Source organism: Flavobacterium sp. P21 (genome assembly GCF_050632225.1).
GTDB lineage: Bacteria > Bacteroidota > Bacteroidia > Flavobacteriales > Flavobacteriaceae > Flavobacterium.
In genome coordinates, this window is the sequence record NZ_CP192585.1 from 3,898,205 (window position 1) to 3,923,699 (window position 25,495).

25 protein-coding genes and 4 pseudogenes are annotated in these 25,495 nt (G+C 34.1%); 26 read left to right on the forward strand and 3 right to left on the reverse strand.

From position 1 onward, the window contains the following. Nucleotides 1-236: 236 nt before the first annotated feature. The 12 genes and pseudogenes from ACQ9BO_RS19555 to ACQ9BO_RS19610 all read left to right on the forward strand — a co-directional run bounded on the left by ACQ9BO_RS19555 (nucleotide 237) and on the right by ACQ9BO_RS19610 (nucleotide 12,538). Nucleotides 237-1,151: pseudogene (locus tag ACQ9BO_RS19555) on the forward strand (SMP-30/gluconolactonase/LRE family protein). Nucleotides 1,152-1,452: 301 nt separating this feature from the next. Beyond that, nucleotides 1,453-2,046, forward strand: a complete 594-nt coding sequence (locus ACQ9BO_RS19560) for a TetR/AcrR family transcriptional regulator (RefSeq protein WP_431242111.1) — start codon at nucleotides 1,453-1,455, stop codon at nucleotides 2,044-2,046. A gap of 241 nt (nucleotides 2,047-2,287) precedes the next feature. After that, nucleotides 2,288-3,505 (forward strand): annotated as a pseudogene (locus tag ACQ9BO_RS19565) (efflux RND transporter periplasmic adaptor subunit). 11 nt (nucleotides 3,506-3,516) lie between these two features. Continuing rightward, a pseudogene (locus ACQ9BO_RS19570) lies at nucleotides 3,517-6,685 on the forward strand (efflux RND transporter permease subunit). A 329-nt stretch (nucleotides 6,686-7,014) separates the two neighbouring features. Next, complete coding sequence (locus ACQ9BO_RS19575; protein ID WP_431242112.1) at nucleotides 7,015-8,433, forward strand: TolC family protein; 1,419 nt, start codon at nucleotides 7,015-7,017, stop codon at nucleotides 8,431-8,433. Nucleotides 8,434-8,800: 367 nt separating this feature from the next. Then, nucleotides 8,801-9,406, forward strand: coding sequence for a Crp/Fnr family transcriptional regulator (locus tag ACQ9BO_RS19580; RefSeq protein WP_431242113.1), 606 nt, complete (start codon nucleotides 8,801-8,803; stop codon nucleotides 9,404-9,406). 72 nt (nucleotides 9,407-9,478) lie between these two features. Next, complete coding sequence (locus ACQ9BO_RS19585) at nucleotides 9,479-10,210, forward strand: GNAT family N-acetyltransferase (RefSeq protein WP_431242114.1); 732 nt, start codon at nucleotides 9,479-9,481, stop codon at nucleotides 10,208-10,210. A gap of 240 nt (nucleotides 10,211-10,450) precedes the next feature. Next, nucleotides 10,451-10,831 (forward strand): DoxX family protein, encoded by a 381-nt coding sequence (locus tag ACQ9BO_RS19590; protein ID WP_431242115.1) that lies wholly within the window; start codon nucleotides 10,451-10,453, stop codon nucleotides 10,829-10,831. 361 nt (nucleotides 10,832-11,192) lie between these two features. Next, complete coding sequence (locus tag ACQ9BO_RS19595; protein ID WP_431245168.1) at nucleotides 11,193-11,504, forward strand: VOC family protein; 312 nt, start codon at nucleotides 11,193-11,195, stop codon at nucleotides 11,502-11,504. A 21-nt stretch (nucleotides 11,505-11,525) separates the two neighbouring features. Then, nucleotides 11,526-11,753 (forward strand): hypothetical protein, encoded by a 228-nt coding sequence (locus tag ACQ9BO_RS19600; protein WP_431242116.1) that lies wholly within the window; start codon nucleotides 11,526-11,528, stop codon nucleotides 11,751-11,753. A gap of 28 nt (nucleotides 11,754-11,781) precedes the next feature. Continuing rightward, nucleotides 11,782-12,036, forward strand: coding sequence for a hypothetical protein (locus ACQ9BO_RS19605; RefSeq protein WP_431242117.1), 255 nt, complete (start codon nucleotides 11,782-11,784; stop codon nucleotides 12,034-12,036). 34 nt (nucleotides 12,037-12,070) lie between these two features. Continuing rightward, on the forward strand, nucleotides 12,071-12,538 hold the full coding sequence (locus tag ACQ9BO_RS19610) for a DUF1440 domain-containing protein (protein ID WP_431242118.1): 468 nt from the start codon (nucleotides 12,071-12,073) through the stop codon (nucleotides 12,536-12,538). A gap of 72 nt (nucleotides 12,539-12,610) precedes the next feature. On the opposite strand, the gene ACQ9BO_RS19615 is transcribed toward ACQ9BO_RS19610, so the two are convergent. Beyond that, a complete protein-coding gene (locus tag ACQ9BO_RS19615; protein ID WP_431242119.1) occupies nucleotides 12,611-12,778 on the reverse strand; it encodes a DUF1328 domain-containing protein in 168 nt (55 codons plus the stop codon). Between the two features lie 259 nt (nucleotides 12,779-13,037). Here ACQ9BO_RS19615 and ACQ9BO_RS19620 point away from each other — a divergent pair, with 259 nt between their 5' ends. From ACQ9BO_RS19620 to ACQ9BO_RS19680, 13 genes and pseudogenes are all read left to right on the forward strand, one after another. After that, complete coding sequence (locus ACQ9BO_RS19620) at nucleotides 13,038-13,427, forward strand: hypothetical protein (protein ID WP_431242120.1); 390 nt, start codon at nucleotides 13,038-13,040, stop codon at nucleotides 13,425-13,427. A gap of 50 nt (nucleotides 13,428-13,477) precedes the next feature. Continuing rightward, nucleotides 13,478-13,678, forward strand: a complete 201-nt coding sequence (locus ACQ9BO_RS19625) for a hypothetical protein (protein ID WP_431242121.1) — start codon at nucleotides 13,478-13,480, stop codon at nucleotides 13,676-13,678. 138 nt (nucleotides 13,679-13,816) lie between these two features. Then, entirely contained in the window at nucleotides 13,817-14,116 is a 300-nt protein-coding gene (locus ACQ9BO_RS19630) for a hypothetical protein (protein ID WP_431242122.1), read from the forward strand. Continuing rightward, nucleotides 14,097-15,263 (forward strand): glycosyltransferase, encoded by a 1,167-nt coding sequence (locus tag ACQ9BO_RS19635; protein ID WP_431242123.1) that lies wholly within the window; start codon nucleotides 14,097-14,099, stop codon nucleotides 15,261-15,263. The genes ACQ9BO_RS19630 and ACQ9BO_RS19635 overlap by 20 nt, the downstream gene beginning before the upstream one ends. Further along, nucleotides 15,247-16,059: a hypothetical protein gene (locus ACQ9BO_RS19640; protein ID WP_431242124.1), complete on the forward strand. Its 813-nt coding sequence runs from the start codon at nucleotides 15,247-15,249 to the stop codon at nucleotides 16,057-16,059. Before ACQ9BO_RS19635 ends, ACQ9BO_RS19640 begins: the two co-directional genes overlap by 17 nt. After that, entirely contained in the window at nucleotides 16,011-16,367 is a 357-nt protein-coding gene (locus tag ACQ9BO_RS19645) for a hypothetical protein (RefSeq protein WP_431242125.1), read from the forward strand. The genes ACQ9BO_RS19640 and ACQ9BO_RS19645 overlap by 49 nt, the downstream gene beginning before the upstream one ends. A 262-nt stretch (nucleotides 16,368-16,629) precedes the next feature. Next, nucleotides 16,630-17,384, forward strand: a pseudogene (locus ACQ9BO_RS19650) (MlaE family ABC transporter permease); the annotation flags it as partial. 3 nt (nucleotides 17,385-17,387) lie between these two features. Beyond that, nucleotides 17,388-18,167: an ABC transporter ATP-binding protein gene (locus ACQ9BO_RS19655; RefSeq protein WP_431245169.1), complete on the forward strand. Its 780-nt coding sequence runs from the start codon at nucleotides 17,388-17,390 to the stop codon at nucleotides 18,165-18,167. A gap of 22 nt (nucleotides 18,168-18,189) precedes the next feature. Continuing rightward, a complete protein-coding gene (locus ACQ9BO_RS19660; RefSeq protein ID WP_431242126.1) occupies nucleotides 18,190-19,056 on the forward strand; it encodes an MlaD family protein in 867 nt (288 codons plus the stop codon). Beyond that, nucleotides 19,053-19,553, forward strand: a complete 501-nt coding sequence (locus tag ACQ9BO_RS19665) for an AsmA family protein (RefSeq protein ID WP_431242127.1) — start codon at nucleotides 19,053-19,055, stop codon at nucleotides 19,551-19,553. The genes ACQ9BO_RS19660 and ACQ9BO_RS19665 overlap by 4 nt, the downstream gene beginning before the upstream one ends. Further along, the gene (locus ACQ9BO_RS19670; RefSeq protein ID WP_431242128.1) at nucleotides 19,535-21,901 is read left to right on the forward strand and encodes an AsmA-like C-terminal region-containing protein; all 2,367 of its coding nucleotides are present in this window, start codon (nucleotides 19,535-19,537) and stop codon (nucleotides 21,899-21,901) included. The genes ACQ9BO_RS19665 and ACQ9BO_RS19670 overlap by 19 nt, the downstream gene beginning before the upstream one ends. Further along, a complete protein-coding gene (locus ACQ9BO_RS19675; RefSeq protein ID WP_431242129.1) occupies nucleotides 21,879-22,430 on the forward strand; it encodes a low affinity iron permease family protein in 552 nt (183 codons plus the stop codon). Before ACQ9BO_RS19670 ends, ACQ9BO_RS19675 begins: the two co-directional genes overlap by 23 nt. Continuing rightward, nucleotides 22,427-23,515: an NAD(P)/FAD-dependent oxidoreductase gene (locus ACQ9BO_RS19680; protein WP_431242130.1), complete on the forward strand. Its 1,089-nt coding sequence runs from the start codon at nucleotides 22,427-22,429 to the stop codon at nucleotides 23,513-23,515. The genes ACQ9BO_RS19675 and ACQ9BO_RS19680 overlap by 4 nt, the downstream gene beginning before the upstream one ends. Nucleotides 23,516-23,773: 258 nt before the next feature. Here the strand turns inward: ACQ9BO_RS19680 and ACQ9BO_RS19685 are convergent, their stop codons facing one another. After that, entirely contained in the window at nucleotides 23,774-24,280 is a 507-nt protein-coding gene (locus ACQ9BO_RS19685) for a helix-turn-helix domain-containing protein (RefSeq protein ID WP_431242131.1), read from the reverse strand. Continuing rightward, nucleotides 24,262-24,783, reverse strand: a complete 522-nt coding sequence (locus ACQ9BO_RS19690) for a hypothetical protein (RefSeq protein WP_431242132.1) — start codon at nucleotides 24,781-24,783, stop codon at nucleotides 24,262-24,264. The genes ACQ9BO_RS19685 and ACQ9BO_RS19690 overlap by 19 nt, the downstream gene beginning before the upstream one ends. A gap of 193 nt (nucleotides 24,784-24,976) precedes the next feature. On the opposite strand from ACQ9BO_RS19690, the gene ACQ9BO_RS19695 reads away from it, so the two are divergent. Then, on the forward strand, nucleotides 24,977-25,471 hold the full coding sequence (locus ACQ9BO_RS19695; RefSeq protein ID WP_431242133.1) for a DNA-deoxyinosine glycosylase: 495 nt from the start codon (nucleotides 24,977-24,979) through the stop codon (nucleotides 25,469-25,471). The last annotated feature ends 24 nt before the right edge of the window (nucleotides 25,472-25,495 follow it).

The window sequence follows — 25,495 nt, forward strand, 5'->3', positions numbered from 1 at the left end:
TTTTATTTCCTGTGCATTTATAGCTTGTTGTGCGAATAACACAAGAATAGCAATGGTGATCGTTGACGCTAATTTCATTTTCTTTTTTTGTAATGTTACGAAAAAATGCTTTTTGATAAATTTAGATCAAAAGAAATTCTTCAATTACAAGGAAATTTGAATCCAAATTTGCAGAATATGAGAAATAAAAACTACTTTTAAAACCGCTTCAAAAGCAACTTTTAAATCTTATTATAATGACCCAATTCCAACTTAAAATAAAATCACTCTTTTTATTTTTTATTACTTTAAATTTTATATCCGCTCAAACATCAAAAGAAAAAAGCCATGCATTAATAGCAAAAGGCGCAATTCTCACAAAACTATCCGATCAATTCAGTTTTACAGAAGGGCCAGCTTCGGATAAGAAAGGAAATATTTATTTTACAGATCAGCCTAATAACAGAATCATGAAATGGTCGGTTAATGGCGAACTTTCTGTTTTTATGGAAAATGCAGGAAGAGCCAACGGTTTGTATTTTGATCACGAGGGTAATCTTTTGGCTTGCGCCGATGAAAAAAATGAGCTTTGGAAAATAGACCAAAACAAAAATTATACAGTATTACTAAACAACTTTGAAGGGAAAAGATTGAATGGTCCAAATGATCTTTGGGTTGACCCAAAAGGCGGTATCTATTTTACAGATCCTTTTTACCAATGAGATTATTGGAAACATACCTCAAAAGAAATAGAGAAAGAATGCGTTTACTATTTATCTCCGGACAAATCCAAAATCATCAACGTTGCGAATGATCTTGTCAAACCTAATGGCATTATTGGAACTTCGGATGGGAAAACCTTATACGTAGCGGATATAGGAGCAAATAAAACATACTCTTATGCGATCGAAAGCAACGGTTCTTTAGGCAAAAAAACGCTTTTTACTGAATCAGGTTCAGATGGAATGACAATAGACGAGTTTGGAAACATTTACTTATGCGGAAATGGAGTTACGATATTCAATCCACAAGGAGAAAAAATTGCCCATATTGATGTTCCTGAACCATGGACAGCTAATATTTGTTTTGGAGGGAAAAAATTTAAAACATTATTTATTACTGCCAGTAAAAGTGTTTACACGATAGAAATGAACGTTCGGGGAATGAAATAATCGTTCCTATTTCTCTTGTTTACATTTATTTTGATTGAAATTTTATTCTTTAGAGATAAAATCAGCCTTTTTTCAGAATCAAAAAATTGCAAAAAAATCTTAATTTGATTCGTATTTGGTTTTAATTTTGCTTAAAATGAAATTTCACAAAAAGACAAAACCTTTCGAAACACCTTATTTTACTGGCATTTTAGTTCTCTCTATGATTCAATAAGAAAATATTATGATAAAAATATTTTGTAATTCGAAAAACCGCCATACATTTGCCTAACAGTGTTAAACAATTTAATACTTAATTAAAATGGCTAGTAAAGATCGAATTTTAAGACAAAAAGAAGAGACAAGAAGTAACATTCTTGGAGTCGCTTATGACATCGTAAAGGAAGACGGCTGGAATGGTTTGAGTATGCGCAAAATTGCTGACAGAATTGAATATACTGCCCCTATTATTTATGAATACTTTTCTAATAAAGATGCTATTTTGACCGAATTAACCGGTCAAGGTTTTATTAAACTGGCAAAAGAATTAGAAAAAGCGAAAGCAAAATTTGAAAAACCAGAAGAACAATTAGAAGCCATGTGGATGGCTTATTGGGATTTTGCCTTTACCGATACCGAAATGTATCAGGTAATGTTTGGTGTTCAGATGAATTGCTGTTCGCAACAATGTTCCCTTTCAGATTCGCCTTATATGATGTTTACGGCAGTTATTGCTGAAGTCATGAAAAACAGTAATCCCGATGCGGAAATTATTAAACAAAAGTATTTTACTTTCTTTTCTATTATTCATGGTTTGATTGCGATCAACATTATAAACCAAAACGGAGCATTAGAAAGTATCAACAATCAAATTTTGAAAGACGCTATTGGTGGTATTATCAAATCAATTCAATAAAAAAATTTTCAATTTTACTTAACAGTGTAAAATAATTTAAGGACAATTTAAAAATCCTTTTTTTAGAAGTTCAACTTAACACTGTTAGAAAATTTAATTAACGTAATTAGAGCTTTTTTACTCTTTTACTTAACGGTGATAAATAATTTAATACCGATTTAAAGCAGAATCAAAAACAGCTAGAAATAGCAAATTTGCGCACTTAAACTTAACAACGTTAGATAATTTAATTAAATTAATTATGAATACTGAGATTGTCAGAATGCAAAAGATTTCAAAACAAATGAATGTCCAACAAATTAAAACCAATATGAAAATGAAAAATGTAATTATAACCAGCTTTATTCTGGCATTAGTACTAAGCGACTGTGCTGATAAAAATCAGACGCCTGTCTGCTCCACCTCCACCGGTTTTACCTGTGGCGGCAATTACAAGCGCTAACACAACTACGGATGCTGAATATCCTGCTTCTATACAAGGTACTGTTGACGTTGAAATTCGCCCGCAAGTAAGTGGGAATCTTGAAAGAGTTTATGTTGACGAAGGTGCTTATGTAACAAAAGGTCAAACTTTATTTAAAATAAACGAACGTCCTTTCCGTGAACAATTGAACAACGCTTTAGCAAATCTTCACGCGACTGAAGCGACTTTGATCAACGCGAATTTAGAAGTTGATAAATTGACTCCGTTAGTTCAAAATAAAGTAGTTTCAGACTATCAATTAAAAACGGCTAAAGCTTCACAAAAAATTGTCACGCCAATATCGAACAAGCAAAAGCGATGGTTGGTTCTGCTAAAATCAATTTAGGATATACTACTGTAACGGCTCCTGTTAGCGGTTACATTGGAAGATTGCCTAAAAAACAAGGAAGTTTAGTTTCAGCTACAGATGTTGAGCCTTTGACAAATCTTTCAGATGTTCACGAAGTTTTTGCTTATTTCTCTCTTGGAGAAACAGATTTCATAAACTTCAAAGCGCAATATGCAGGAAGTACAATTGGAGACAAAATCAGAAAATTGCCTCCTGTAACTTTAGTGTTGGCGGATAACAATGCGTATCCTCAAACTGGAAAAATTGATATGGTCGATGGTCAATTCGACAAAACTACTGGAGCGATTACTGTAAGAGCAACTTTCCCAAATGCAAACGGAATTTTACGTTCTGGAAATACAGGAAGAATCCGTTTAGGTGTTCAGCACGATGATGCGATTTTAGTTCCGCAATCAGCTACGGTTGAAATGCAAGATAAAGTATTTGTCTTTACTGTAGACAAAGACAACAAGGTAAGCAAAATGCCAATCACGATTGCTGGTAAAAACGGCACAAATTATCTAATTAAAGATGGTGTAAAATCGGGAGATCAAATCGTATTAAGCGGTATTGACAAACTTCAAGAAGGACAGGTTATTCAACCTGAAAAATCAACAAAAGTTGCCCAAGTAATTAATCAAAAATAATAAAAACGACAATGTTCAAAATATTTATACAAAGACCTGTACTGGCAACCGTTATTTCCATTTTATTGGTAATTCTGGGAGTACTTGGCTTGACTAAATTGCCTTTACAGCAATTTCCTGATATTGCGCCACCATCGGTTTTGGTAACGGCGGTATATCCGGGAGCAAACGCAGAAACGGTTTTGCGTTCGGTTGCTCCTTCTTTAGAAGAATCTATAAATGGTGTAGAGAACATGACTTACATGAGTTCTACAGCGAGTAATGACGGTAGTTTGGCTATCACGGTGTTCTTTAAATTAGGAACAGATGCCGACCAAGCCGCAGTTAACGTTCAAAACAGAGTTGCTCAAGCAACAAGTCAGCTTCCTGCGGAGGTTGTACAACAAGGTGTAATCACGGCGAAACAGCAAAACAGTTTCATCATGGCCATTGGTATGTACACCGAAGATGAATCAAAATACGATCAGACTTTTGTTGCTAACTATGCACAAATTAATATTATTCCGGAATTGAAACGTATTCCGGGTGTGGGTTCTGCCAGTATTTTTGGTGGAGTAAAAGATTACTCTATGCGTGTTTGGTTGAATCCAACGCAAATGTCAACGTACAAAATCACTCCAAACGAAATCATGAGCGCAATTCAAGACAAAAGTTTGGAAGCGGCTCCGGGTAAATTTGGTGAACGAAGCAAAGAAGTTTTTGAATATGTAATCAAATACAAAGGAAAACTAACCAAACCTGAAGATTACGAAAATATCGCAATTCGCTCTAATCCTGACGGTTCTGTTCTTCACTTAAAAGATGTTGCAAGAGTTGAACTTGGTGCTTATTCTTATAACAGTTTAACGCGTTTAAATGGTAAAAAAGGAGTTGTAATTGGAGTTATTCAGTTAGCAGGTTCCAACTCAAATGATATTCAGATTGCCATCAATAAAATGATGGAAAAAGCCTCTAAAGATTTCCCAAAAGGAATAAAACATAATATTTTCTATAGTACAAAAGTATCGCTGGATCAATCTATTGAACAAGTTGAACACACTTTACTAGAAGCTTTTATACTTGTATTTATTGTGGTATTTATTTTCCTTCAGGATTTTAGATCAACATTAATCCCGGCTATTGCTGTACCTGTAGCAATTTTAGGAACGTTCTTCTTCATGCAGTTATTCGGATTCTCGATCAACCTTCTAACGCTTTTCGCATTAATCTTGGCGATTGGTATTGTGGTGGATGACGCGATTGTCGTTGTCGAGGCCGTGCATGCGAAAATGGAGCACAAACATTTGTCTCCAAAAATCGCCACACATGAAGCTATGCACGAAATCACGGGTGCTATTATCTCGATTACGTTGGTAATGGTCGCTGTATTCCTGCCGGTTGGTTTTATGGAAGGCTCAACAGGGGTTTTCTATCGTCAGTTTGCTTTTACTATGGCGATTGCAATTGTAATCTCGGCTGTAAATGCCTTGACATTGTCACCAGCGCTTGCGGCGTTATTTTTGAAAGATAATCACGGTGCTCACGATGCAAATGCGCCTTATGTGAAAAAAGGATTTAAAGAGAAATTCTTTACTGCTTTCAACAGCAGTTTTGAATCGCTTACCAATCGTTACGTTGGCGGAATTAAATTCTTAATCAGAAAAAAATGGTTGAGTTTAGGCGGATTAGCGGCAATTACAATAGCAACTGTTTTATTGGTAAAAACAACTCCAGCAGGATTTATTCCAACAGAAGATCAAGGATTTATTGCGATTGCAGTAAACACGCCATCTGGAACATCTCTTGACGGAACTCAAAAAGTAATGACCGAAGCTGAAAATACTTTAAGAGGTTTAGATGCATCACGATTTGTAACCGCAATTTCTGGTTTCAACTTGTTGACTAACTCTACGAGTCCGTCTTCAGCAGTTGTTTTCGTATTGCTTAAACCAAATGAAGATCGTGGCGAAGTGAAAAATATCGAAGACATCATGAACCAAGTTCGTGGCAAATTGGGCAGTATTTCTGGCGGAAGTTTCTTCGTTTTCAGTTTCCCAACTGTTCCTGGATTTAGTAATGTTGAAGCTTTAGATTTAGTGCTTCAGGATAAAACTGGAGGAAAATTGGATAAATTCAGCGGTATTTCTCAGAATTTCATTGGAGAATTAATGAAACGCCCAGAAATCGCAGTAGCCTTTACCAGTTTCAAAGCCGATTATCCACAATTGCAATTGGATATCAATGACGAAAAAGCAAATCAGTTAGGCGTAAATGTAAAAGACATTTTACAAACCATGCAGACTTATTTTGGTAGTGCTCAGGCTTCCGATTTTAATAGATTCGGAAAATATTACCGAGTTGTAGTTCAAGCTGATATTGCTGACAGAGCTGATCCATCATCAATTGACCGAGTTTTTGTAAAAAACAAAACAGGCGAAATGGTTCCGATAAACACTTTAGTAAAACTGACTCGTGTCTATGGATCTGAAACCGCTTCACGTTACAACTTGTTCAACTCAATTTCGATTAATGCAATTCCGAAACCTGGATTTAGTTCTGGAGATGCCATTAAAGCAATTGAAGAAGTTGCGAGACAACAGCTTCCTGCAGGTTATGGTTATGAATTTTCAGGACAAACTCGCGAAGAGATTTCTTCTGGAGGGCAGTCGGCAACAATTTTCTTGCTGTGTTTGATATTCGTCTATTTCTTACTTGCCGCACAGTATGAAAGTTACATTCTGCCATTGGCTGTAATCTTATCAATCCCTGCAGGTATTTTTGGAGTATTTGTGGCAATCGGCTTGACCGGAATTGAAAACAACATTTACGTTCAAGTTGCACTTGTCATGCTGATTGGACTTCTTGCTAAAAATGCCATTTTAATTGTGGAGTTTGCAGTACAGAAACGAAAATCAGGACAAGCTTTGGTTAAAGCTTCAATCGAAGCGACAGAAATTACGTTTGCGACCAATTATCATGACTTCCCTAGCCTTTGTTGTTGGTTTAGTACCAATGATGAGTGCCAAAGGACCATCGGCTCAAGGAAATCATTCGATCAGTATTGGAGCGGCGGGCGGAATGCTTTCTGGAGTAATTCTCGGATTATTTATTATTCCGGTTTTATTCATCGTATTCCAACATTTACAAGAAAAAGTTACTGGAAAACCAGTAGCCGTAATTCATAACGAAGAAGAAAAATAATAAATGGAAAACTATATAACAACAATTCTTGTGGCCATCATATTTGGCATCGGATATATATCGTACAGAATCTCAAAAGATCTTGAAACGAAAAAAGATATTTGTACAGAAATTTAATCTGTTAATGAGGTTAAAAAAATATTTTAACACATCGAGACATAGGATAATATGTCTAAAAAAGAGATCAGAAAAAACTTGTTTCAACACATAGAAAACTATGTGAATTTAAAATAAGTGAAACGCCTTTTTCAAATCCCAAAAAACTATGTCTCTATGTGTTTAAAAAAAATTACACCCAAACGGGTTAAAGGAATTTTAATAAAAAGATAATGAAAAATCATATAACCAAAATAGTGGTCTTCGCCATTCTGATCACGACCTTAATATCCTGTAAGGTATCAAAGGATATTGAAACACCAAAAGATGCATTTCCTGAGAATTTCAGGAATGCGGCTGTTTCAAAAGATACAACCAGTATTGGCGATTTGGAATGGAAAAATTTCTATACCGAAAAAGATATCGTACAATTGATTGACAGCGCCATCGCAAGAAATAATGATTTGCAAATTGCAACCAAAAACATCGAGATTGCGCAATACCGATTCACACAATCAAAATGGGGAAATATTCCTCAAGTTAACTTAGCTGTAAACGCAAGTTCAAGCAATCCGTCAGACAATAGTTTTACAGGAATGAACTTGAATCAGGCTTTAGGCCAAAAACATATTGACGATTTCTCTGCAGGAGCAACGCTTTCTTGGGAAGCTGATATTTGGGGAAAAATCAAAAACCAGAAAAAAGGTGCTTTTGCGGCATATCTTCAATCTGAAGAAGTGAAAAAAGCATTGCAGACTAATATTGTTGCCAATGTTTCAAGAGGATATTATAATCTTTTGATGCTGGATGCTCAACTTGATATTGCAAGACAAAATGTGAAATTGAATGACAGTACAACCAATATCATCAAATTAAAATATGATGCTGGACAAACTACTTCATTAGCAATTCAACAATCGGAAGCGCAAAAATTAAATTCGGAACAACTGATTCCGTTATTGGAACAAAATATTGCGATTCAAGAAAATGCGTTGAGCGTTTTGACGGGTTCATTTCCTTCTTCAAAACAAAGAACGGCTTTGTTAAATTCAGTTGCAATTCAAAACAATAATGCTGTTGGAATTCCCGCTTCATTAGTAAGCAGAAGACCTGACGTTAAAAGTGCTGAATTTACTTTAAAAATCGCCAACGCTAATGTTGGAATCACAAAAGCCGATTTATATCCGACATTAAGAATTACTGCTCAAGGTGGCGTAAACTCTTTTGAAACCAGTACTTGGTTCAATATTCCAGCTTCGCTTTTTGGAACGGTTGCCGGAGGTTTGACACAGCCGTTATTGAACAATAAAAAACTAAAAACACAATATAATATTGCTGTCGCAGAAAGAGAAAAAGCAGTTATCAATTTCAGACAATCGGTTTTGATTGCCGTGAGCGAAGTTGCTGATGCTTTGGTTGTAACCGAGAAACTACAACAGCAAGAAACTTTCCTTCAGCAAAAAGTAAAAACGTTGCAACAAGCTATTAAAAACGCCAATTTGCTTTTCAAAAACGGAATGGCAGAATATCTTGAAGTTTTGACCGCTCAAGCAAATTTATTGCAAAGCGAATTAGAATTAGCAGACATAAAAAGACAACAACTAACTGCCAATACCGAATTGTATCGTGCACTCGGCGGAGGCTGGAAATAATACCCGTACCCGTTAATTATTTATTTTTTGAGATGAAAACGCTGTGAGACTTTTTGGTTTCATGGCGTTTTTTTATTTAACCGCAAAGGACGCAATCCCGATAACTATCAGGATACGCAAAAGACACAAAAGCTTTTTGGAATTTCTCGCAAAGTTATTAAGTATTTATTTCACGCAGATTCTGCAGATTTAAGCAGATTAATTTTTAAAGGTATAAAAAAATTATCTGCGCAAATTCGCTTAAATCTTTTTTAAATCTGCGTGAAAAATAAATCTTCTCGTCTTTGCGACTTTGCGAGAGCTATTAATCTACCTTGCATCAAACAAAAAACTTATCTAATTTTAGTCTATCGTAAAAGCAAAAAAAATGACCTCAGATCAACAGAATTACCTCAACAATCTAAAACGATATTTCGAAAGTTATGCCCCAATCTCTGAAAGATCATGGAAATTGATTGAAAACCTAACACATTTCCAAACCATCAAAAAAGGAGAAATATTGCTAGAAAACGGGGAAATTTGCAAAAATCTTTATTTTATTGCAAAAGGAATTCTACGAACTTTTATTACAGACGAACAAGGAAATTTCTATAACAAAAACCTTTTTCTCGAAAACAAACTTGCCTGCTCTAAAGTTTCATCAATACTGCAAACTCCTTCCAGCTTTACAATCGAAGCTCTGGAAGATTGCATTTTAATCGCTCTTGATTACAAAAAATACACCCAGTTGATTAACGAAAATGACGATCTTAAAACCTTCTACATTGCCTATTTGGAAAAAAACTGGATTATTGAAAAAGAACAAAGAGAAGTTGCTCTAGTTATGCAAAATGCAACTGAAAGATATTTAGACTTTTTAGAGAAAAATCCAAATATTGCAGATCGAATTCCGTTATTGCATATTGCCTCGCATTTAGGCATTACGCCAACGCAATTAAGTCGAATTCGAAAAAATCTCGAAAAAGTTTCATAAATCAACATATGTAAAGGCTTTCCTTAAATTGCTCATTTATCTTTGTTTTATAATTAAAATTCGACATTAAAAATGAACAATATAAACCTCATTAAAGATAATATTGACAATCTTACCGCACTTTGGAAAACTGTTGCCACTCCGCTCCTTTCTTATCATAAAAACGATCCATTTCAATTCAGTCAGATAAAAAATTCCGGCTGGCCAAACCGATTATGGTTTCGCGAAGATATTACTGAAGAAAATCTTCCACAAATTTTTGAAATTATTAAAGACCATTCAGGTTTGGTGATTCCGTATTGGGATATTTTTGAAAGTAATTCAAATGAGATTTTTGAAAAAAACGGATTTGAAATTCGAAACCAACTTGTAGCGATGGCTTTAAAATTGGATAAAAAATTTCAACTTGAAAATAATCTTACTTTTAAAAGAGTTTTAAATGAAGAAGATTCGAAAACGTGGTCAGATATTTATCCGTTGTCGTTTAATTATATAATCAGTAAAGAAACCTTGATTTATAATTATGACAATGTAAAGTTTTATTTGGTTCATTTTGAAGAAAAGCCAATCGGAACGCTGACTCTTTTTCAAACCGAAAATATTATGGGAATTCATGGCGTGGGCGTAATTCCCGAAATGCGTAAAAAAGGTTTCGCTGAAGAAATCATGAAGTTTGCTGTCAACAAAGCAATTGATCTTAAATGCGAATATGCACAGTTACAAGCTTCTGCCTTAGGAAAAGGCATTTATACGAGATTAGGTTTTCAAGATTTGTTTACGATTACGAATTATCAATTGATATAAATTTCAATTCATAAGCTAATTCATCTCTCGCAAAGACGCGAAGTCACAAAGAAAAAATACTTAAAAAAGAAAACTTTGCGACTTCGCGTCTTTGCGAGAACTATTTTCTTTCTAAAAATCTAAAATCAAAATCTTGTCCCAAATGCCCCTAAAATAGTCGGAAATTAGTATTTAAATAAAAAAGTAAGAATATTACATTTGTAATACATTAACTGATAACTATTTAAAAAACAAAACCACATGAAAAAAGCAAAGATTATTTTTTGGACAACGACAATTCTAATTTTCTTATTTGAAGGCGTCATGCCTGCATTGACCTCTCAAACAGAATTGGCTAAAGAAGGAATCAGGCATTTAGGATATCCTGAATACTTTGGAAATGCCTTGGTCGTTTTCAAAGTATTGGGAGTATTAGCATTAGTGATTCCGCAAGTGCCTAAAAATGTAAAGGAATGGGCTTATGCCGGATTCGGATTTGATTTCATATTTGCTTCAATTAGTCATTTTGCAGTTGACGGAATGAATTTCCAAAGTTTTTTCCCATTGATTATTCTACTGATTTTAGCTACTTCATATATCTATTATCATAAAATCGAGCGCTATAAAACTATAGCCTTATAACCTTTTGGCGTGATGATAGAGGTTTTCAAAACAAATGTTCAAGAAGTCGAACAATCCAATTTGATTGTTGGGAAGCTTCTTGAGCATTTTCCAAACAGCATTATCAATTTTGACCTTGAAGACTGCGATAAAATTCTCCGTATTCATGCATCTTCAATTTGCAATACTAGTGTAATTGAACTTGTAAATTCATGTGGCTACTCTTGCGAGGTACTTTCATAAATTCACAATTCATTGATTTACAAATTATTAAAAATAAAGTTGTAATTTTAGAATACTGAATTTTAAATCACATAAAAATGAATATTCCAGCAGAACATCAAACGATAATGCCATATCTGATTTTACAAGGAGCTTCAAAATTCATCGATTTTACAAAAAAGTTTTTGGAGCAACAGAAACAAATACAAAATCACTACGCGGAGATGGAACCATTATGCATGCCGAAATCACTTTGAATGGAAGCACAATAATGATTACCGATGAAATAACAGATTGGGCTAAACAAACCGCAAACTTATTTGTTTATGTTCCAAATGCTGATGAAACCTATCAAAAAGCATTAGAAAATGGCGCGAGCTCGCTAATGGAATTAAGCGATCAAGATTATGGCCGAACTTGTGGCATAACTGATCCTTTTGGGAATGTTTGGTGGATTACATCAGTAGATTGATCAACTTTTAAAATCAATACTATGAAAACCGAAGTCCAAAAAAATATTGTTGAAACTTTCAAAAAATTAAATGAAACCCTTGCTTCTTTTTCGGAAGAAGAATTAAATACAGTTCCATATAAAGACAGCTGGACTGCGGGGCAAACTGCGCAAGCACATCATTTTGGCCTGTTCAGGCTATCCCGAATTATTTGGGGGAAAAACAGAAAAAACAATCCGAAAATATCAAGAGTTTGTACCGCAACTTGAAGGCATTTTTTTAAATTTTACTACAAAAATGAATTCTCCAGATTTCCTAAAACCTGAAAATAAGGAGTATAACAAAAAATCGTTAACTTTAGCATTTCAGAAAATCGAATCGGATTTGCTTACGGCAACTGAAAATTATGACCTGACACTAACCTGTCAGGATTTTCAAGTTCCGGGTTTTGATAAATTCACCATTTTTGAGTGGATCAATTTTGCTCTCGTTCACACTCAAAGACATACACATCAACTAAATTCAATTTATAAAATGCTGACCAAAATATAATTTTAAGCTTCAAATCAACCAAAAACAAATCTATATGAAATCAAAAAGCGGAGCCCTTTTTATTACAGGATTAATTGCCGGAACTCTTGACCTTGTTGCAACAATCACGATTTATGCAGGAATTCTAAACAAAACCACAGGTATTAAAATTTTACAATCCATTGCAAGTGGCATATTTAAAAAAGAAGCCTATTCTGGAGGTTCGCAAATGGCATTGTATGGTTTATTATTGCATTATTTTATAGCTTTTACCTTTACTTGGTTTTATTTTACTATCTATCCTTATTTTTCCTTTTTGAAAAAAAACACTCTAATATCCGGAATTGTTTACGGCATATTTGTTTGGATTATAATGAATCTTGTGGTCCTTCCGGTTGTATTTCCTGTTTTACCAGAAAAGCATTTAGATTTTCCGTTATTCTTGTCTATGATAATTTTGATATGTTGCATTGGAATTCCAATAGCTTTCCTTCACAAAAAATATATTTCGTTGCGACAATAGCGTAATAATGAAATTAAAAAAGCGAAACCAAAATTTATTTGATTTCGCTTTTTTTTGTTTTGAAGAGTACTCTTAACGAGAGATTTTTAACTTTCCAATTACCATCGTTATAAATGTCAAAATCAAAAATACAACGAAAAATGCCTGTCCAATAAAAGAGGAATCATTTCCAATCTCTCCAAAACCCAAAATCCCAGCTATAATAGCTAGAACAATAAAAGTAATAGTCCAATGTGTCATACTGCTCTTTTTTATTGTTAATAAAATTTGATGGGGGTTTAACCTTGCCAAATTTCGTTCCCTAATGTTAACTAGATTGCCTCTACAAATTATTTTTATAACACAATAGATTAAAAATGGAGCTTCGTATGTTAATTTTAAAATTCATTTTTCACTCTTACAAAATTCCCATGCTAATGTTATTGAGTTAATTTTTTGATCGATTGGATTAATCGTCGCTTTATTCCTAAAGTAATTTTAGATAAAATTTTTTAGCATTATGGAAATAGCGACAGCTCAAGGTATAACAGCCACAAAACATGGAATTATTTTAGAAAAGACAGAACGCACCTTTGAAGAATTAGGTGTTTTAAATCCTGCAATTTATCAAGACGGAAATACGATTCACATGTTTTACCGAGTCGCCAAAAGAGGAAATTTTTCAACTATTGGATATTGCAGATTTGAAGGGCCAAAAACATTAGTTGAAAGACGAACTGAACCTATTTTTGTTCCAGAATATATTTATGAAATTCATGGTGTCGAAGATCCGAGAATTGTAAAAATTGACGATACTTTTTTTATGACGTATGTTACATACGATGGAATAAATGCTTGTGGCGCATTGGCAACATCAAAAGATTTGATTTCTTTTAAAAAAAGGGCATAATTACTCCCAAATTTATTTTAAATGAATTTACTAATCTGATTAGAAAGCACTTGCAAAACACTAGTATTGCAAGGATATTGGCTTTCAACACCGAAAGAAATTATCCTTTGTCGGAAACTATTAAAGAAAATTTATTCGTTTGGGATAAAAATGTAGTTCTTTTTCCTAAAAAAATTGACGGAAAATTCATAGCTTTACATAGATTGTTTCCTTCAATTCAGATTTTCTCTTTTGAAAAAAAAGCGACTTAACAGTTGAATTCTGGAAAGAATACATCAAAAACTTACCAGACCATATTATTCTGGAACCAAAATTTGACCACGAAACCAGTCATATTGGTCCAGGCGCCCCGCCAATTGAAACTAAAGATGGATGGTTGCTGATTTATCATGCGGCTGAAAGACGAGAAAAAGGTTTGGTATATCATGCCTGTGCTTGCTTTATTGGATTTACACAATCCTGCAAAGGTGCTGTCAAGACTAACAAGACCTATTATTACGCCTTCAGAACATTACGAACGACACGGTTATGTAAATTATGTTGTTTTTCCAACAGGAACAGCCATTTTTGATGACCAACTCTATATTTATTACGGTGCCGCCGATGACAAAATTGCGGTGGCCTCACTGAACTTGAACGACTTATTAACCGAATTAAAACAGAATCCCCATGAAGACGATAGCAAATAAATCGAAAATAGTTTTTCTTTCTACGTTTCCTCCAACACAATGCGGAATAGCAACTTATACACAAGATACCATTAAAGGAATTACCAATGTTTTTGGCAAATCAATTACTTGTGAAATTTGCGAATTGGTTGACAAACCCAAAGAAAATCCAACTCAAGCCTATACTTTAAATACTAAAAATAGAGAAGAATATGCTCGAGTAGCGGAGGAAATCAACAAAGATCAAAATGTAAAATTGGTTCATATTCAACATGAATTTGGTTTATTTGGCGGTAACTATGGAGATCATTTGCTTGATTTTTTAAATGCAATAAAAAAACCTGTCACCTTTACTTTTCACAGTGTTATTCCAAATCCAAATAATGAGCTTAAAACATTTGTAAAATTACTTTTGAGTTACAGCAATTCGGTATTTGTAATGACAAATAAATCAAAAGAAATTTTGATGAAAGATTACGGTATCAAAGAAGAAATAATCACTACAATGCACCACGGAACGCATATTGTAGTTTATGAAACTCCTCATTTAGCAAAAGCAAAATTTAATATTCAAGATAGATTGGTGTTATCAACTTTTGGACTTTTGGGAGAAGGAAAAAATATCGAAACCGGTTTGCATGCTTTAGCAAAAATCATTGAAAAAGAACCGAATGTCCTCTACTTGATTATTGGCAGAACACATCCAAATTTAATAGTTGATGGCGTCGATGCTTATCGCGACAAATTAGAATCAATTGTCAAAGAATTGAAATTAGAAAACAATGTTCGTTTTATAAATGAATATTTAGATACAAATGAACTTTTGGATTATTTAAAAGCAACTGATATTTATTTATTCACATCAAAAGATCCTAATCAAGCCGTGAGTGGCACTTTCTCTTATGCAATGAGTTGTGCGTGCCCAATGGTCGCATCAAAAATTCCGCATACACTAGAAGTATTAACTCCTGAACTAGGAATTTTAGTCGATATTGGAAATGTGGATCAATTTGCTGAAGCGACTTTAAAATTAATCGCCGATGAAGATTTACGACACGAAATGGGAATTCAGGCTTTTTCAAAAACCAGAGCTTTTTCTTGGGAAAATTGTGCTATTACGCATATGAATACGTATAAAAGACTGTTTCAAAATGCTCGCAGAAATTAAATTCAGCTATCCTGATATTCAATTGAAACACATTAAAAAATTGACCACTGATTTAGGTATTATCCAATTCAGCAAAATCTCTATTCCAGATTTAGAATCCGGTTATACTTTAGATGACAATGCGCGCGCGCTGATTGCTTTTTGCATGCATTACCAATTAACGCAGGATAAAGAAGATTTACCATACATTTTAATCTATTTGGATTTTATTGAAAGATGCCAAAAACCAAACGGCAGTTTCATTAATTATGTAGATAAGGACTATCGCGAGCATATTGAACAAAATGCTGAAGTTAATTTAGAAGACTCCAACGCAAGAGCAATCTGGGCTTTAGGAGTTGTGATTTCTAATAAGGATATTTTGCCGGAAAACATTTCAAAAAAAGCAGAAAAATGTTTGTTGAACTCCTTAAAATGGGCCGAAACTATACAATCACCACGTTCTATAGGTTTTGCTACAAAAGGGCTGTTTCATTATCATAATGCTGTTCCTAATTTATATGTCGCCGCAATTATTAATAAGTTAAATGCCAAACTACTTGCAAATTATGAAGATCATGCTTCAGAGAGCTGGAAATGGTTTGAAAATTATTTAACATACGCTAACGGAATTCTACCAGAATCAATGCTTTACGCGTATTTAATAACCAATAAACCGGTTTACAAAAAAGTTGCTTTAGACTCTTTAGACTTTTTAATGTCAAAAATGTTCGTCAATAAGGACTTTAAAGTAATTTCGAATCAGGGATGGCTTCAAAAAATTCAGTTCCAAGAGAATATGGAGAACAACCAATAGATGTTTCTTACACTATTCAAACTTTAAATGCTTTTTACAATGCGTTTGAAATTCCAGAATACAAACACAAAATGAAAGCCGCTTTTAATTGGTTTTTAGGTAAGAATCATTTGGGCCAAATTATGTATAATCCTATAAGTGGCGGTGGCTACGATGGTCTTGAAAAGGAAAACGTAAACTTAAATCAAGGTGCAGAATCAACCATTTGTTTCTTAACGGCACGTTTATTAATGGAAAATTTTGCTCATTCAGAAAGCAAAGTTATTCCGCTCATAAAAAATCGTCGAGGCATTGCCATAAATTCTTAAATTTACAATACAGCTGACCAAAATTAATTAAACCCTTAAAATCCCTTTCTTAATGAAAGGGATTTTTTGTTTTTGGGAAATTCGAAAACGCCATATCAAGCGATTTATTGTATTGAAATGAAAATTATATAAGCATCCAAAAAAGTTCTGTAAAAGATTTTAACAAGTATTAAGGTAACTTTCATCTATAATTTAGAAAACGAATATAAAACTGTTAAAAAACTGATTTGCAAGGAATTTTACAACTTTAAAAGATCTTATTTTGATTCTCAGCTTAAAAAATACATTCTCACAAATTGGAAGTGCAACACTATTTGCCTCACGATTTTTTAAGGAACTTTTAATTCCTCCATACGAGGCAAAAGAGTTCTTGAGACAATGTTATGTCATTGGTTATAAATCTTTTCCTTTAGTTGCCATAACCGGTTTTATTATGGGTTTGGTTTTAACCATTCAATCACGACCAACTCTAGTGACTTTTGGTGCCGAAAGCTGGCTTCCGGGAATGGTTGCACTTTCGTTGATTCGAGAAATTGCACCTGTCATTACAGCATTAATTTGCGCCGGAAAAATTTCATCTGGAATTGGTGCTGAACTTGGTTCAATGAAAGTTACAGAACAAATTGATGCTATGGAAGTTTCGGCAATCAATCCTTATAATTATTTAGTCGTAACGCGAATTTTGGCCTGCACCTTAATGGTGCCCATATTGGTGTTTTTTGCAGATGCAATAGGAATATTGGGCGGTTATGCGGGAATTAATATTCATGGAGATGTGACCTTTCGTCGCTATTTAGCACAGATTGTACAATCATTGGAATTTTTAGATGTAATTCCGGCAACAATCAAAACTTTTTCTTTGGCTTTTTCATCGGAATGATTGGCTGTTTTAAAGGTTTTAATGCCGCAAACGGAACTGAAAGTGTAGGACGCGCCGCAAACTCGGCCGTAGTTACAGCTTCATTAAGCATATTTATTATTGACATGGTGGCTGTACAGATAACCGATTTATTTTTTAAGATGATCAAGGAAAAGAAAAATATCGACACAAAATCAAAAGAGAAAAAACAGATTCCGATTATAGAGATCAAGAATCTGCACAAAAATTTTGGCGGTGAAAATGCCGTTTTAAAAGGCGTAAATCTCTCCGTGAACAAAGGTGAAGATTTAGTCATTTTAGGACGATCTGGTTCAGGAAAATCAGTTACAATAAAATGCATTGTCGGATTAATTGAACCGGATCAGGGTGAAATTAAAGTTTTTGATGAAAATGTGTTGAATCTCAGCAAAACCGAACTCAACAAAATAAGAGTCAAAATTGGTTTTTTATTCCAAAGTGCCGCTTTATACGATTCGATGTCTGTGCGCGAAAATTTGGCTTTTACCCTCAGGGCACACAAAAGAGATTTAACGCCCGAAGAAGTTGAAAATGAAGTTATGGAAGCACTCGAAAATGTAGGTTTGAGTGATGCAATTGATAAAATGCCTGCCGAATTATCTGGCGGAATGCGAAAAAGAATTGGTTTGGCAAGAACACTGATTTTAAAACCCGAAATCATTTTGTATGACGAACCCACAACGGGATTGGATACTATCACTTCAAGAGAAATCAGTGAATTGATTTTGGATATAAAGCACAAACAAAAAACCTCATCAATAATCATTACGCACGATATGGCTTGCGCCAAAATGACTGCCGACAGAATTATGGTTTTAAAAGATGGTGTTATCCACGCTGAAGGAACCTATGAAGAATTAGAAAAAGACGAAGACGAATGGGTACGCTCATTTTTTGAATAAAGCAAAATAAATTGTAGAAATCATGGAAAAGGAATCTGGATATACTTGGAAATTAGGAATGTTTGTATCAGTGGGACTGTCGCTTTTCATTTTGGCCATTTATTTTATTGGAAAACAAAAAAACTTATTTGGCCAGACTTTTCACCTTTCGTCAAAATTTAAAACAGTAAGTGGTTTAGAGGTCGGGAATAACGTTCGTTTTTCTGGAATCAACATTGGAACTGTAGAAGAAATCAGAATCATAAACGACTCTTCGGTAATTGTTTCAATGGTGATAAAAGACGAAATACGCAAATTCATAAAAACCGATGCCCGCGCCAGCATTGGCTCAGACGGATTAATGGGCGACAAAGTACTGACAATTTCTCCAGGTCCGAAATCAACAAAAATTATTGAAGACAACGGAGCCATCGCATCTATTGACGGTATAGAAATGAACGACATCATGAAAAGCGTCAAAAAAAGCGTTGATAATGTGGGCGTGATTTCTGAGGAATTAGCCATTTTCAGCCACAGCATGAACAACGGAAACGGTGCTTTGGCAAGATTGGTAAGGGATGATAAAATGGCAAACAGTGTTACAAATACGCTTTCAAACTTAGAAAGCGGTACTAAAGGTTTCAGCGAAAATATGGAAGTCGCAAAAAGCAATTTCCTTTTTAGAGGCTACTTCAAGAAAAAAGAGAAAGAAAAAGCAAAAAAACAAGAAGAAATAAAAGAGAAGAAAGAAGAACAGCAGGAAAAAGAAGCTAAAGAAAAAGAAGCCAAAGCCAAGGAAGAAAAGGAAAAACAAGAAAAAGCTAAAGAAGAAAAAGAAAAACAGGACAAACAAAAAGCCGAAGAAGCTAAAAAAGAGCCTGAAAAAAACAATAAAATTTCTACGCCATGAAAACTTCGTATAAAAATATAAGCCTTAAAATTTTAAAATGGACCGGAATATCAATCGCAGGAATCTTATTATTACTTTTTTTGATTCCGCTTTTATTCCCTGGGAAAGTTGCATCTGAAGTTAAAAAAATTGCCAACGAACGTTTAGATACTAAATTGGATTTTTCGAAATCCAAACTTTCATTTTTTACTCATTTTCCGTCACTTACAGTTTCGCTAGATGATTTATCAATGACGGGTTCAGCTCCTTTTCGAAACGATACTTTGCTGAAAGCAGATCAAGTGGCATTTGGAATAAATTTGAAAAGACTGATTTTTGACAACGAAGTTAAAATCAACAAATTATATGTTTCTGATGCTTTGATCAATATAATGGTCAATCAAAAAGGACAAGCCAATTATAATATTTATATCGCACCAGAAGATCGTAAAGAAGAAAAAACGATCCAAACGCACCCGAAGAAGGAACAGCAATTCGCTTGGAACGAATTGATCTAAAGAATTGCCATGTCAAATATAATGATCGTTCTGCGAAAGTATTAGTTGATGCTAAAGGTTTCAATTATGTTGGAAAGGGAAATCTTAGCGAAGATATTTTTGATTTAAGTACCAATGCCCAAATTGACAATCTTGATTTCTTTTACGATCGGACGGGATATTTAAGACGCAAAAATGTAAGCGCCGATTTAATAACCCGAATCAATACACACTCGCTCTCCTTTATTCTTCAAAAAAATGAACTTCATATCAATAAACTGCCCTTAAAATTTACAGGGCTTTTTACGATTTTAAAAGATGGGTACAAAATCAATATCAAAGCCGCTTCAGAAAATACAACTGTAAAAGATTTGCTTTCTGTAATGCCTCCAGAATATTTGACTTGGCTGGAAAAAACTGAAATTTCGGGCCGAAGCGATTTGCTTTTTACTTTTAAAGGAAATTACAATGTCGCAAAAAAGCAAAAACCAAATTTAGCTTTTAACCTAAAAATCAATAATGGCGCAGTAAATTATAAAAACGCTCCTGTCCCGCTGACCGATTTCCAAATGGATTTAAATGCAATTCTGCCGGCTTTAGACATGGAGCAATTATTGGTAAATCTGAGAACTTTTAAATTTAAAGTGGGCGAAAAAGATTATTTCAACGCTTATTTGCACAGCAAAGGTTTTAATGAAATGACAATTCATGCGAGTGTAAAAGGCGCTTTGGATCTTGCCGTTGTCGATGCCGCATTAGGATTGAATTCTTTAGAATTAAAAGGAATTTTAAAAACAAATATTCAAGCAAAAGGTATTTTTAGCACTTCAAAAAAACTGTTCCCAAAAACTATTGGCGGAATTGCGTTGCATAACGGCTGGCTCAAAACCGACTCCTATCCTAACCCAATTACTAACATCACTTTTGTAGCGAATGTGCTCAATAAAGCCGGAACTTACCAGGATTTAATTGTGGCGGTTGCGCCTGCTTCATTTGTTTTCGAAGGAAATCCAATGTATGTAAATGCAACACTTTCTGATTTTAATGATTTGGCTTACAATGCAAAAATCAAAGGCGAACTTAATGTTGGTCGTATTTATCAGGTTTTCTCGCAAAAAGGAGTTGACGTAACAGGTTATGCAAAAGCTGATCTTTCGCTTAAAGGAAAACAAAGCTATGCTACGACTGGGCAATATAATAAACTGGATAATCGAGGAACAATTCTGCTGAAAAACATAAAAGCAACTTCTGAACTTTTTCCAAAAGCATTTTTTATCAAGCAAGGAAATTTCCGTTTTCAGAACGAAAAAATGTGGTTTGAAAAATTCAATGCTTCTTATGGAAAATCAGATTTTGATATTAACGGATATCTTTTAAACACAATCAACTATTTCTTGGAATCGCACGGAACTTTGAGCGGGAATTTCAACATGAAATCTAACTTGATTAATGTGGATGAATTTATGGCGCTAAAAAAAGGCGAAAATAAAGACCGAAATATTGAGGTTGAATATGCCAAAGAAGATCACCCAAAAATGAGCGGTGTTGTTATTGTTCCGAAAAACTTAAATGTGTCCTTAACCGCAAATGCAGATAAAGTCGAATACAACGGATTAATCTTAAACAAACTTTCAGGAAAAGTTGGAATTAAAAAAGAAGGTTTTTATTTGGAAAAAGCCACTTTCAATATTATTGATTGTATTCTCGGAATTGATGCATCTTATAAAGATGAATCACCAACTTCTGCTCATTTTGATGCTCATTTTACGGCTAAGGATTTTAGCGTGCAAAGAGCTTACAAAGAAATTCCGATGTTTCATGATATGGTAACAGTAGCTGAAAAAGCGCAGGGAATTATTTCTGTAGATTATAAAGTCAAAGGCGATGTAGATGGAAATATGAGTCCGATTTACGAATCACTCGAAGGAGGCGGTACAATAGATCTCCGTGATGTTCAAGTCAAAGGCTTAAAACTATTCGACGGAATCAGCTCTAAAACAGGACAAAAAGGCCTTGACAATCCAGACATGAAAGGAATCGAGATCAATTCAACAATTGACAATAATTTAATTCGCGTTGAACCTTTTACTTTTTCTGTTGCCAGTTTCAGGCCCACTATTAAAGGCACAACCAGTTTTGATGGCCTTTTGGATTTAAGAATGCGTCTTGGGCTTCCGCCTTTTGGAATTATTGGATTTCCGATTGTCATCACCGGAACGCACGAAGCTCCTAAAATAAAAATCTTCAGCAAAACAGGACAAAAAATTGACGAAGCCATTTATGACGAAAAACACAATAAAGTAATTCGAGAAGAAAAAGTTAGCAAACCAAAAAAATCAAATTCAAATGAAAACAAAAACTCAAAATAAAAACAGTGCTTTTGAAAAATTTTCAAGCGCAGTGTGCAAAGCCACCGGAAGCACTCCAGCATTTATTATCGCTTTTCTGATTGTCGTAGTCTGGGCCGTTTCTGGGCCATTTTTCGACTATTCAGAAACTTGGCAATTGGTCATCAATACAGGAACAACAATCATTACATTTTTGATGGTTTTCTTGATTCAGAAAGCACAAAATAAAGATTCATTGGCCATTCAGCTAAAATTAAATGAATTAGTCGCGTCAAGCGAGTTTTCCAGCAACAGTCTAGTTGATATTGAAAGCATGACGGAAGAAGAAATGGAAATTGTTCAAAAATATTATCGCAGACTAAGCGAACTTGCCAAAAAAGATGAAACCATTAGAACATCGCATTCCATTGCAGAAGCGCACGAACAACATGCAAGAAAAGACAAAAATAGAACAGAAAACAGAACGAAGAATAGCATTGAGACTAAATCCAAAAATAAAGTAGTCAAAAAACCAAATTCAACCACTACCTCAAAAACCGCGAAAAAATGAAACTACGCTCAACCGAAACTTTCTGGCCATTAAAAAACGAACTAAAAGCAAGTTATCCGTCTTTAGATCGTGATCTTGAAACACCAATTTTAATTATTGGCGGAGGCATTACAGGCGCATTGATTGCCTATAAATTGATTAATGACGGAAGAAAAGTTGTTCTAGTTGACCGACGCGATATTTGCAACGGAAGCACTGTCGCAAGTACCGCTTTGCTTCAATACGAAATTGACGTTTCATTGCACGAACTCATGAAAATTCGCGGAGCAGATTGTGCTATAAACAGTTATATAAATGGTAAAAAAGCCATTTTTGACTTGCGAAGAATTATTGACACAATAGAAAGTGATTGCGGATTTGAATTCAAAAAAAGCATTTATTTCTGCACGCTAAAAAAGGACATTACGTTTTTAAAAAACGAATTCAAAGCCAGAAAACAACATGGATTTGATGTTAATTGGCTTGGAAAATCTGAATTGGAGACAATGGGATTAAAGGCAATTGCGGGAATAGAATCCAAAACCGCGGCAGTGGTGGATCCGTATCGTTTGGCGCAAGATTTACTTATTTATTGCAAAAATAAAGGGATGGAAATTTTTGACCGAACAAATATTGAATCCATTAAAAATCACGGCTCAAAATTTATTGCGCACACAGAAAATGGCAGTCTTATTACGGCAAGTCATGTCATACATTGTTCTGGCTATGAAAGCACAGAAACATTAAAGGAAAAAGTAGTCGATTTAAAAAGCACTTATGTCATTGCTTCTGAAAGTCTGCCTGATTTGCCAGCTGTTTTTAAAAACTATATTTTATGGGACACTTCAAATCCGTATTTATATTTTAGAGGAACTTCAGATAACCGATTAATCGTAGGCGGTGGCGATGAGGAATTTATTGATGCCAAAAAACGTGATAAATTATTGCCCAAAAAAGAACAATTTTTGCTACGTTCCTTCAAAAGAAAATTTCCAAACATCAATTTCAAAATAGATTATTCCTGGGCAGGAACTTTTGGAGAAACCAAAGATGGTCTTCCCTATTTTGGGAAACCGGATCCTAAAAAAATGAACATTACGTTTTAGGTTTTGGTGGCAACGGAATCACTTTCAGCATCATCGGAACGAATTCAATTTTGGATTCGATCAATAATAAGGCAAATATGGATTTAGAGTATTACCGTTTCGGACGTTGAAAAAAGCTTGCGACTTTTTTAGGTGCAAAGGGACAAAGTAACAAAGGGACAAAGCTTTTTTAAGTTGCTTTGCAACTTTGTTAGTCTTTTGCTTTATTACTTTGTCCCTTTGTTACTTTGCACCTTTGTTACTTTGTCCCTTTGTTCCTTAGACTAACAGATTAAACTTATACTCTTTCGGGCCGCAGTTGAATTTTTGTTTGAAGATTTTCGAGAAGTAACTTCTGCTGGTAAATCCTATGCAGTACACTATTTCAGAAATATTCAGGTCAGAGGTGCGCATTAAAATTTCGGCCTTCAAAACTCTCATATGTGTGATATAATCGTTCACTGTTCTGTCGTGAATCATTTTAAAGCCTTCTTGCAATTTGTTTGGTGACAATCCTGATTTTTTACTCAATGATTTTATCGTGAAAGGCTCTTCTGGACTTGATTTTATAAATTCAGATAGTTCTTTGATTTCTTCCATTTCTTTTAAAGTCAAACAATTTGAATCTTTTGAAAAAGCATTTAAATCATCGCTGTGTTGCTGAATTTCCATTGCCAAAATAATCTTCAAGATTCCTTCTTTCAACAAATTTCTCACAATTCCAGTTTGCGTTACAGCATTGAGTTGTTCAATTTTATTAGCAATTTTTAAATTATAAGATCCCATATAAAAGAAATTCTGCATGACATTATTTTCAAAAAAGTTTCTTTCACTTTTTGATTCAACGAAGGCATTAAATAAGATTTCTCCGCCTGAGTTCCAACAATAATCAAAGTCAGTTTTGTATTAATGTCTTTTTCAAAAAATAGAATATTATCTTGGTTTTGGTTCGAAGCCAAAATAGCAGTTTGAAAAGTTTTAAATTTTCGTTCTTCACCATCAATTCCAAAGCTATGCTTCAAACTTCCTTTTGAACAATACGCAAAATAAACAGGAGTTGAAATCACATTCAAAAAATCTATTCGAACCGGAGTTGAAAATGTCATATCAAACTGAACGTATGAAATATTATCATTGAAAGATGCTCCAGTAATTGTTCCGCGAGCAAAACTATTATTGATTTCCAATTTGTATTCATCAAAATCAAAAGCTATTTTTCCATCAAAATTAGCATTCAATTCCTCAAAAACAGTTTGGATTTGCTCTGTATGTATTGTAACTATTTTCATTTTGCTTATATTTAGATTTGGTATTTCATTTCACACATTAATTCTTAAAACTTATTCTTGCTGTTTTATAAATCAATATTCCAAAGTTCGGCCAAGTCATCCCGAAAAATGTTATATAATTTTTCAGTTTTGTTTTATAATTACTTCGGAATGAAAATTTTAACTCAAATAAAAAATTTCTTAATTCAAAAAAATGAAAAGCTTCTCATTCGCTCCAATCTCCACACATGATTCTGAAATTCTAATTCTCGGCACCATGCCCGGCACAAAATCATTAGAATTGAATCAATATTATGGGCACAATCAGAACAATTTCTGGAAATTCATGTTTGCCATTTTAGGAGAAGATTTTTCAAACGATTATGAAATCAGAAAAGCACTGTTGGAAAAAAATAAAATCGCACTTTGGGATGTTCTTCAATATTGCGACCGAGTAGGAAGTTTGGACAGCGCGATCAAAAACGAAATAGCAAATGATTTTGAAACCTTTTTAAAACAACATTCAAACATTAAAGCCATTCTTTTTAACGGACAAAAAGCACATGCTTTTTTCAAAAAATATATCCATCTAGAAAAAACATATCAGCTCATCACACTTCCGTCTACAAGTCCGGCAAACGCAGGAAAATCATTCGATTCAAAATTATCCGAATGGAAAATCATAGCCGTTTTAAAAAACCGCAGTTGAAATCATATAACAAATTAAATTTAA

Coding starts and splice junctions, on each gene's coding strand:
- ACQ9BO_RS19560 (WP_431242111.1), top strand. CDS start 1,453: ATGGCTAGTAAAGATCGAATTTTAAGACAAAAAGAAGAGACAAGAAGT.
- ACQ9BO_RS19575 (WP_431242112.1), top strand. CDS start 7,015: ATGAAAAATCATATAACCAAAATAGTGGTCTTCGCCATTCTGATCACG.
- ACQ9BO_RS19580 (WP_431242113.1), top strand. CDS start 8,801: ATGACCTCAGATCAACAGAATTACCTCAACAATCTAAAACGATATTTC.
- ACQ9BO_RS19585 (WP_431242114.1), top strand. CDS start 9,479: ATGAACAATATAAACCTCATTAAAGATAATATTGACAATCTTACCGCA.
- ACQ9BO_RS19590 (WP_431242115.1), top strand. CDS start 10,451: ATGAAAAAAGCAAAGATTATTTTTTGGACAACGACAATTCTAATTTTC.
- ACQ9BO_RS19600 (WP_431242116.1), top strand. CDS start 11,526: ATGAAAACCGAAGTCCAAAAAAATATTGTTGAAACTTTCAAAAAATTA.
- ACQ9BO_RS19605 (WP_431242117.1), top strand. CDS start 11,782: ATGAATTCTCCAGATTTCCTAAAACCTGAAAATAAGGAGTATAACAAA.
- ACQ9BO_RS19610 (WP_431242118.1), top strand. CDS start 12,071: ATGAAATCAAAAAGCGGAGCCCTTTTTATTACAGGATTAATTGCCGGA.
- ACQ9BO_RS19615 (WP_431242119.1), bottom strand. CDS start 12,778: ATGACACATTGGACTATTACTTTTATTGTTCTAGCTATTATAGCTGGG.
- ACQ9BO_RS19620 (WP_431242120.1), top strand. CDS start 13,038: ATGGAAATAGCGACAGCTCAAGGTATAACAGCCACAAAACATGGAATT.
- ACQ9BO_RS19630 (WP_431242122.1), top strand. CDS start 13,817: ATGCGGCTGAAAGACGAGAAAAAGGTTTGGTATATCATGCCTGTGCTT.
- ACQ9BO_RS19635 (WP_431242123.1), top strand. CDS start 14,097: ATGAAGACGATAGCAAATAAATCGAAAATAGTTTTTCTTTCTACGTTT.
- ACQ9BO_RS19640 (WP_431242124.1), top strand. CDS start 15,247: ATGCTCGCAGAAATTAAATTCAGCTATCCTGATATTCAATTGAAACAC.
- ACQ9BO_RS19645 (WP_431242125.1), top strand. CDS start 16,011: ATGGCTTCAAAAAATTCAGTTCCAAGAGAATATGGAGAACAACCAATA.
- ACQ9BO_RS19655 (WP_431245169.1), top strand. CDS start 17,388: ATGATCAAGGAAAAGAAAAATATCGACACAAAATCAAAAGAGAAAAAA.
- ACQ9BO_RS19660 (WP_431242126.1), top strand. CDS start 18,190: ATGGAAAAGGAATCTGGATATACTTGGAAATTAGGAATGTTTGTATCA.
- ACQ9BO_RS19665 (WP_431242127.1), top strand. CDS start 19,053: ATGAAAACTTCGTATAAAAATATAAGCCTTAAAATTTTAAAATGGACC.
- ACQ9BO_RS19675 (WP_431242129.1), top strand. CDS start 21,879: ATGAAAACAAAAACTCAAAATAAAAACAGTGCTTTTGAAAAATTTTCA.
- ACQ9BO_RS19680 (WP_431242130.1), top strand. CDS start 22,427: ATGAAACTACGCTCAACCGAAACTTTCTGGCCATTAAAAAACGAACTA.
- ACQ9BO_RS19685 (WP_431242131.1), bottom strand. CDS start 24,280: ATGGGATCTTATAATTTAAAAATTGCTAATAAAATTGAACAACTCAAT.
- ACQ9BO_RS19690 (WP_431242132.1), bottom strand. CDS start 24,783: ATGAAAATAGTTACAATACATACAGAGCAAATCCAAACTGTTTTTGAG.
- ACQ9BO_RS19695 (WP_431242133.1), top strand. CDS start 24,977: ATGAAAAGCTTCTCATTCGCTCCAATCTCCACACATGATTCTGAAATT.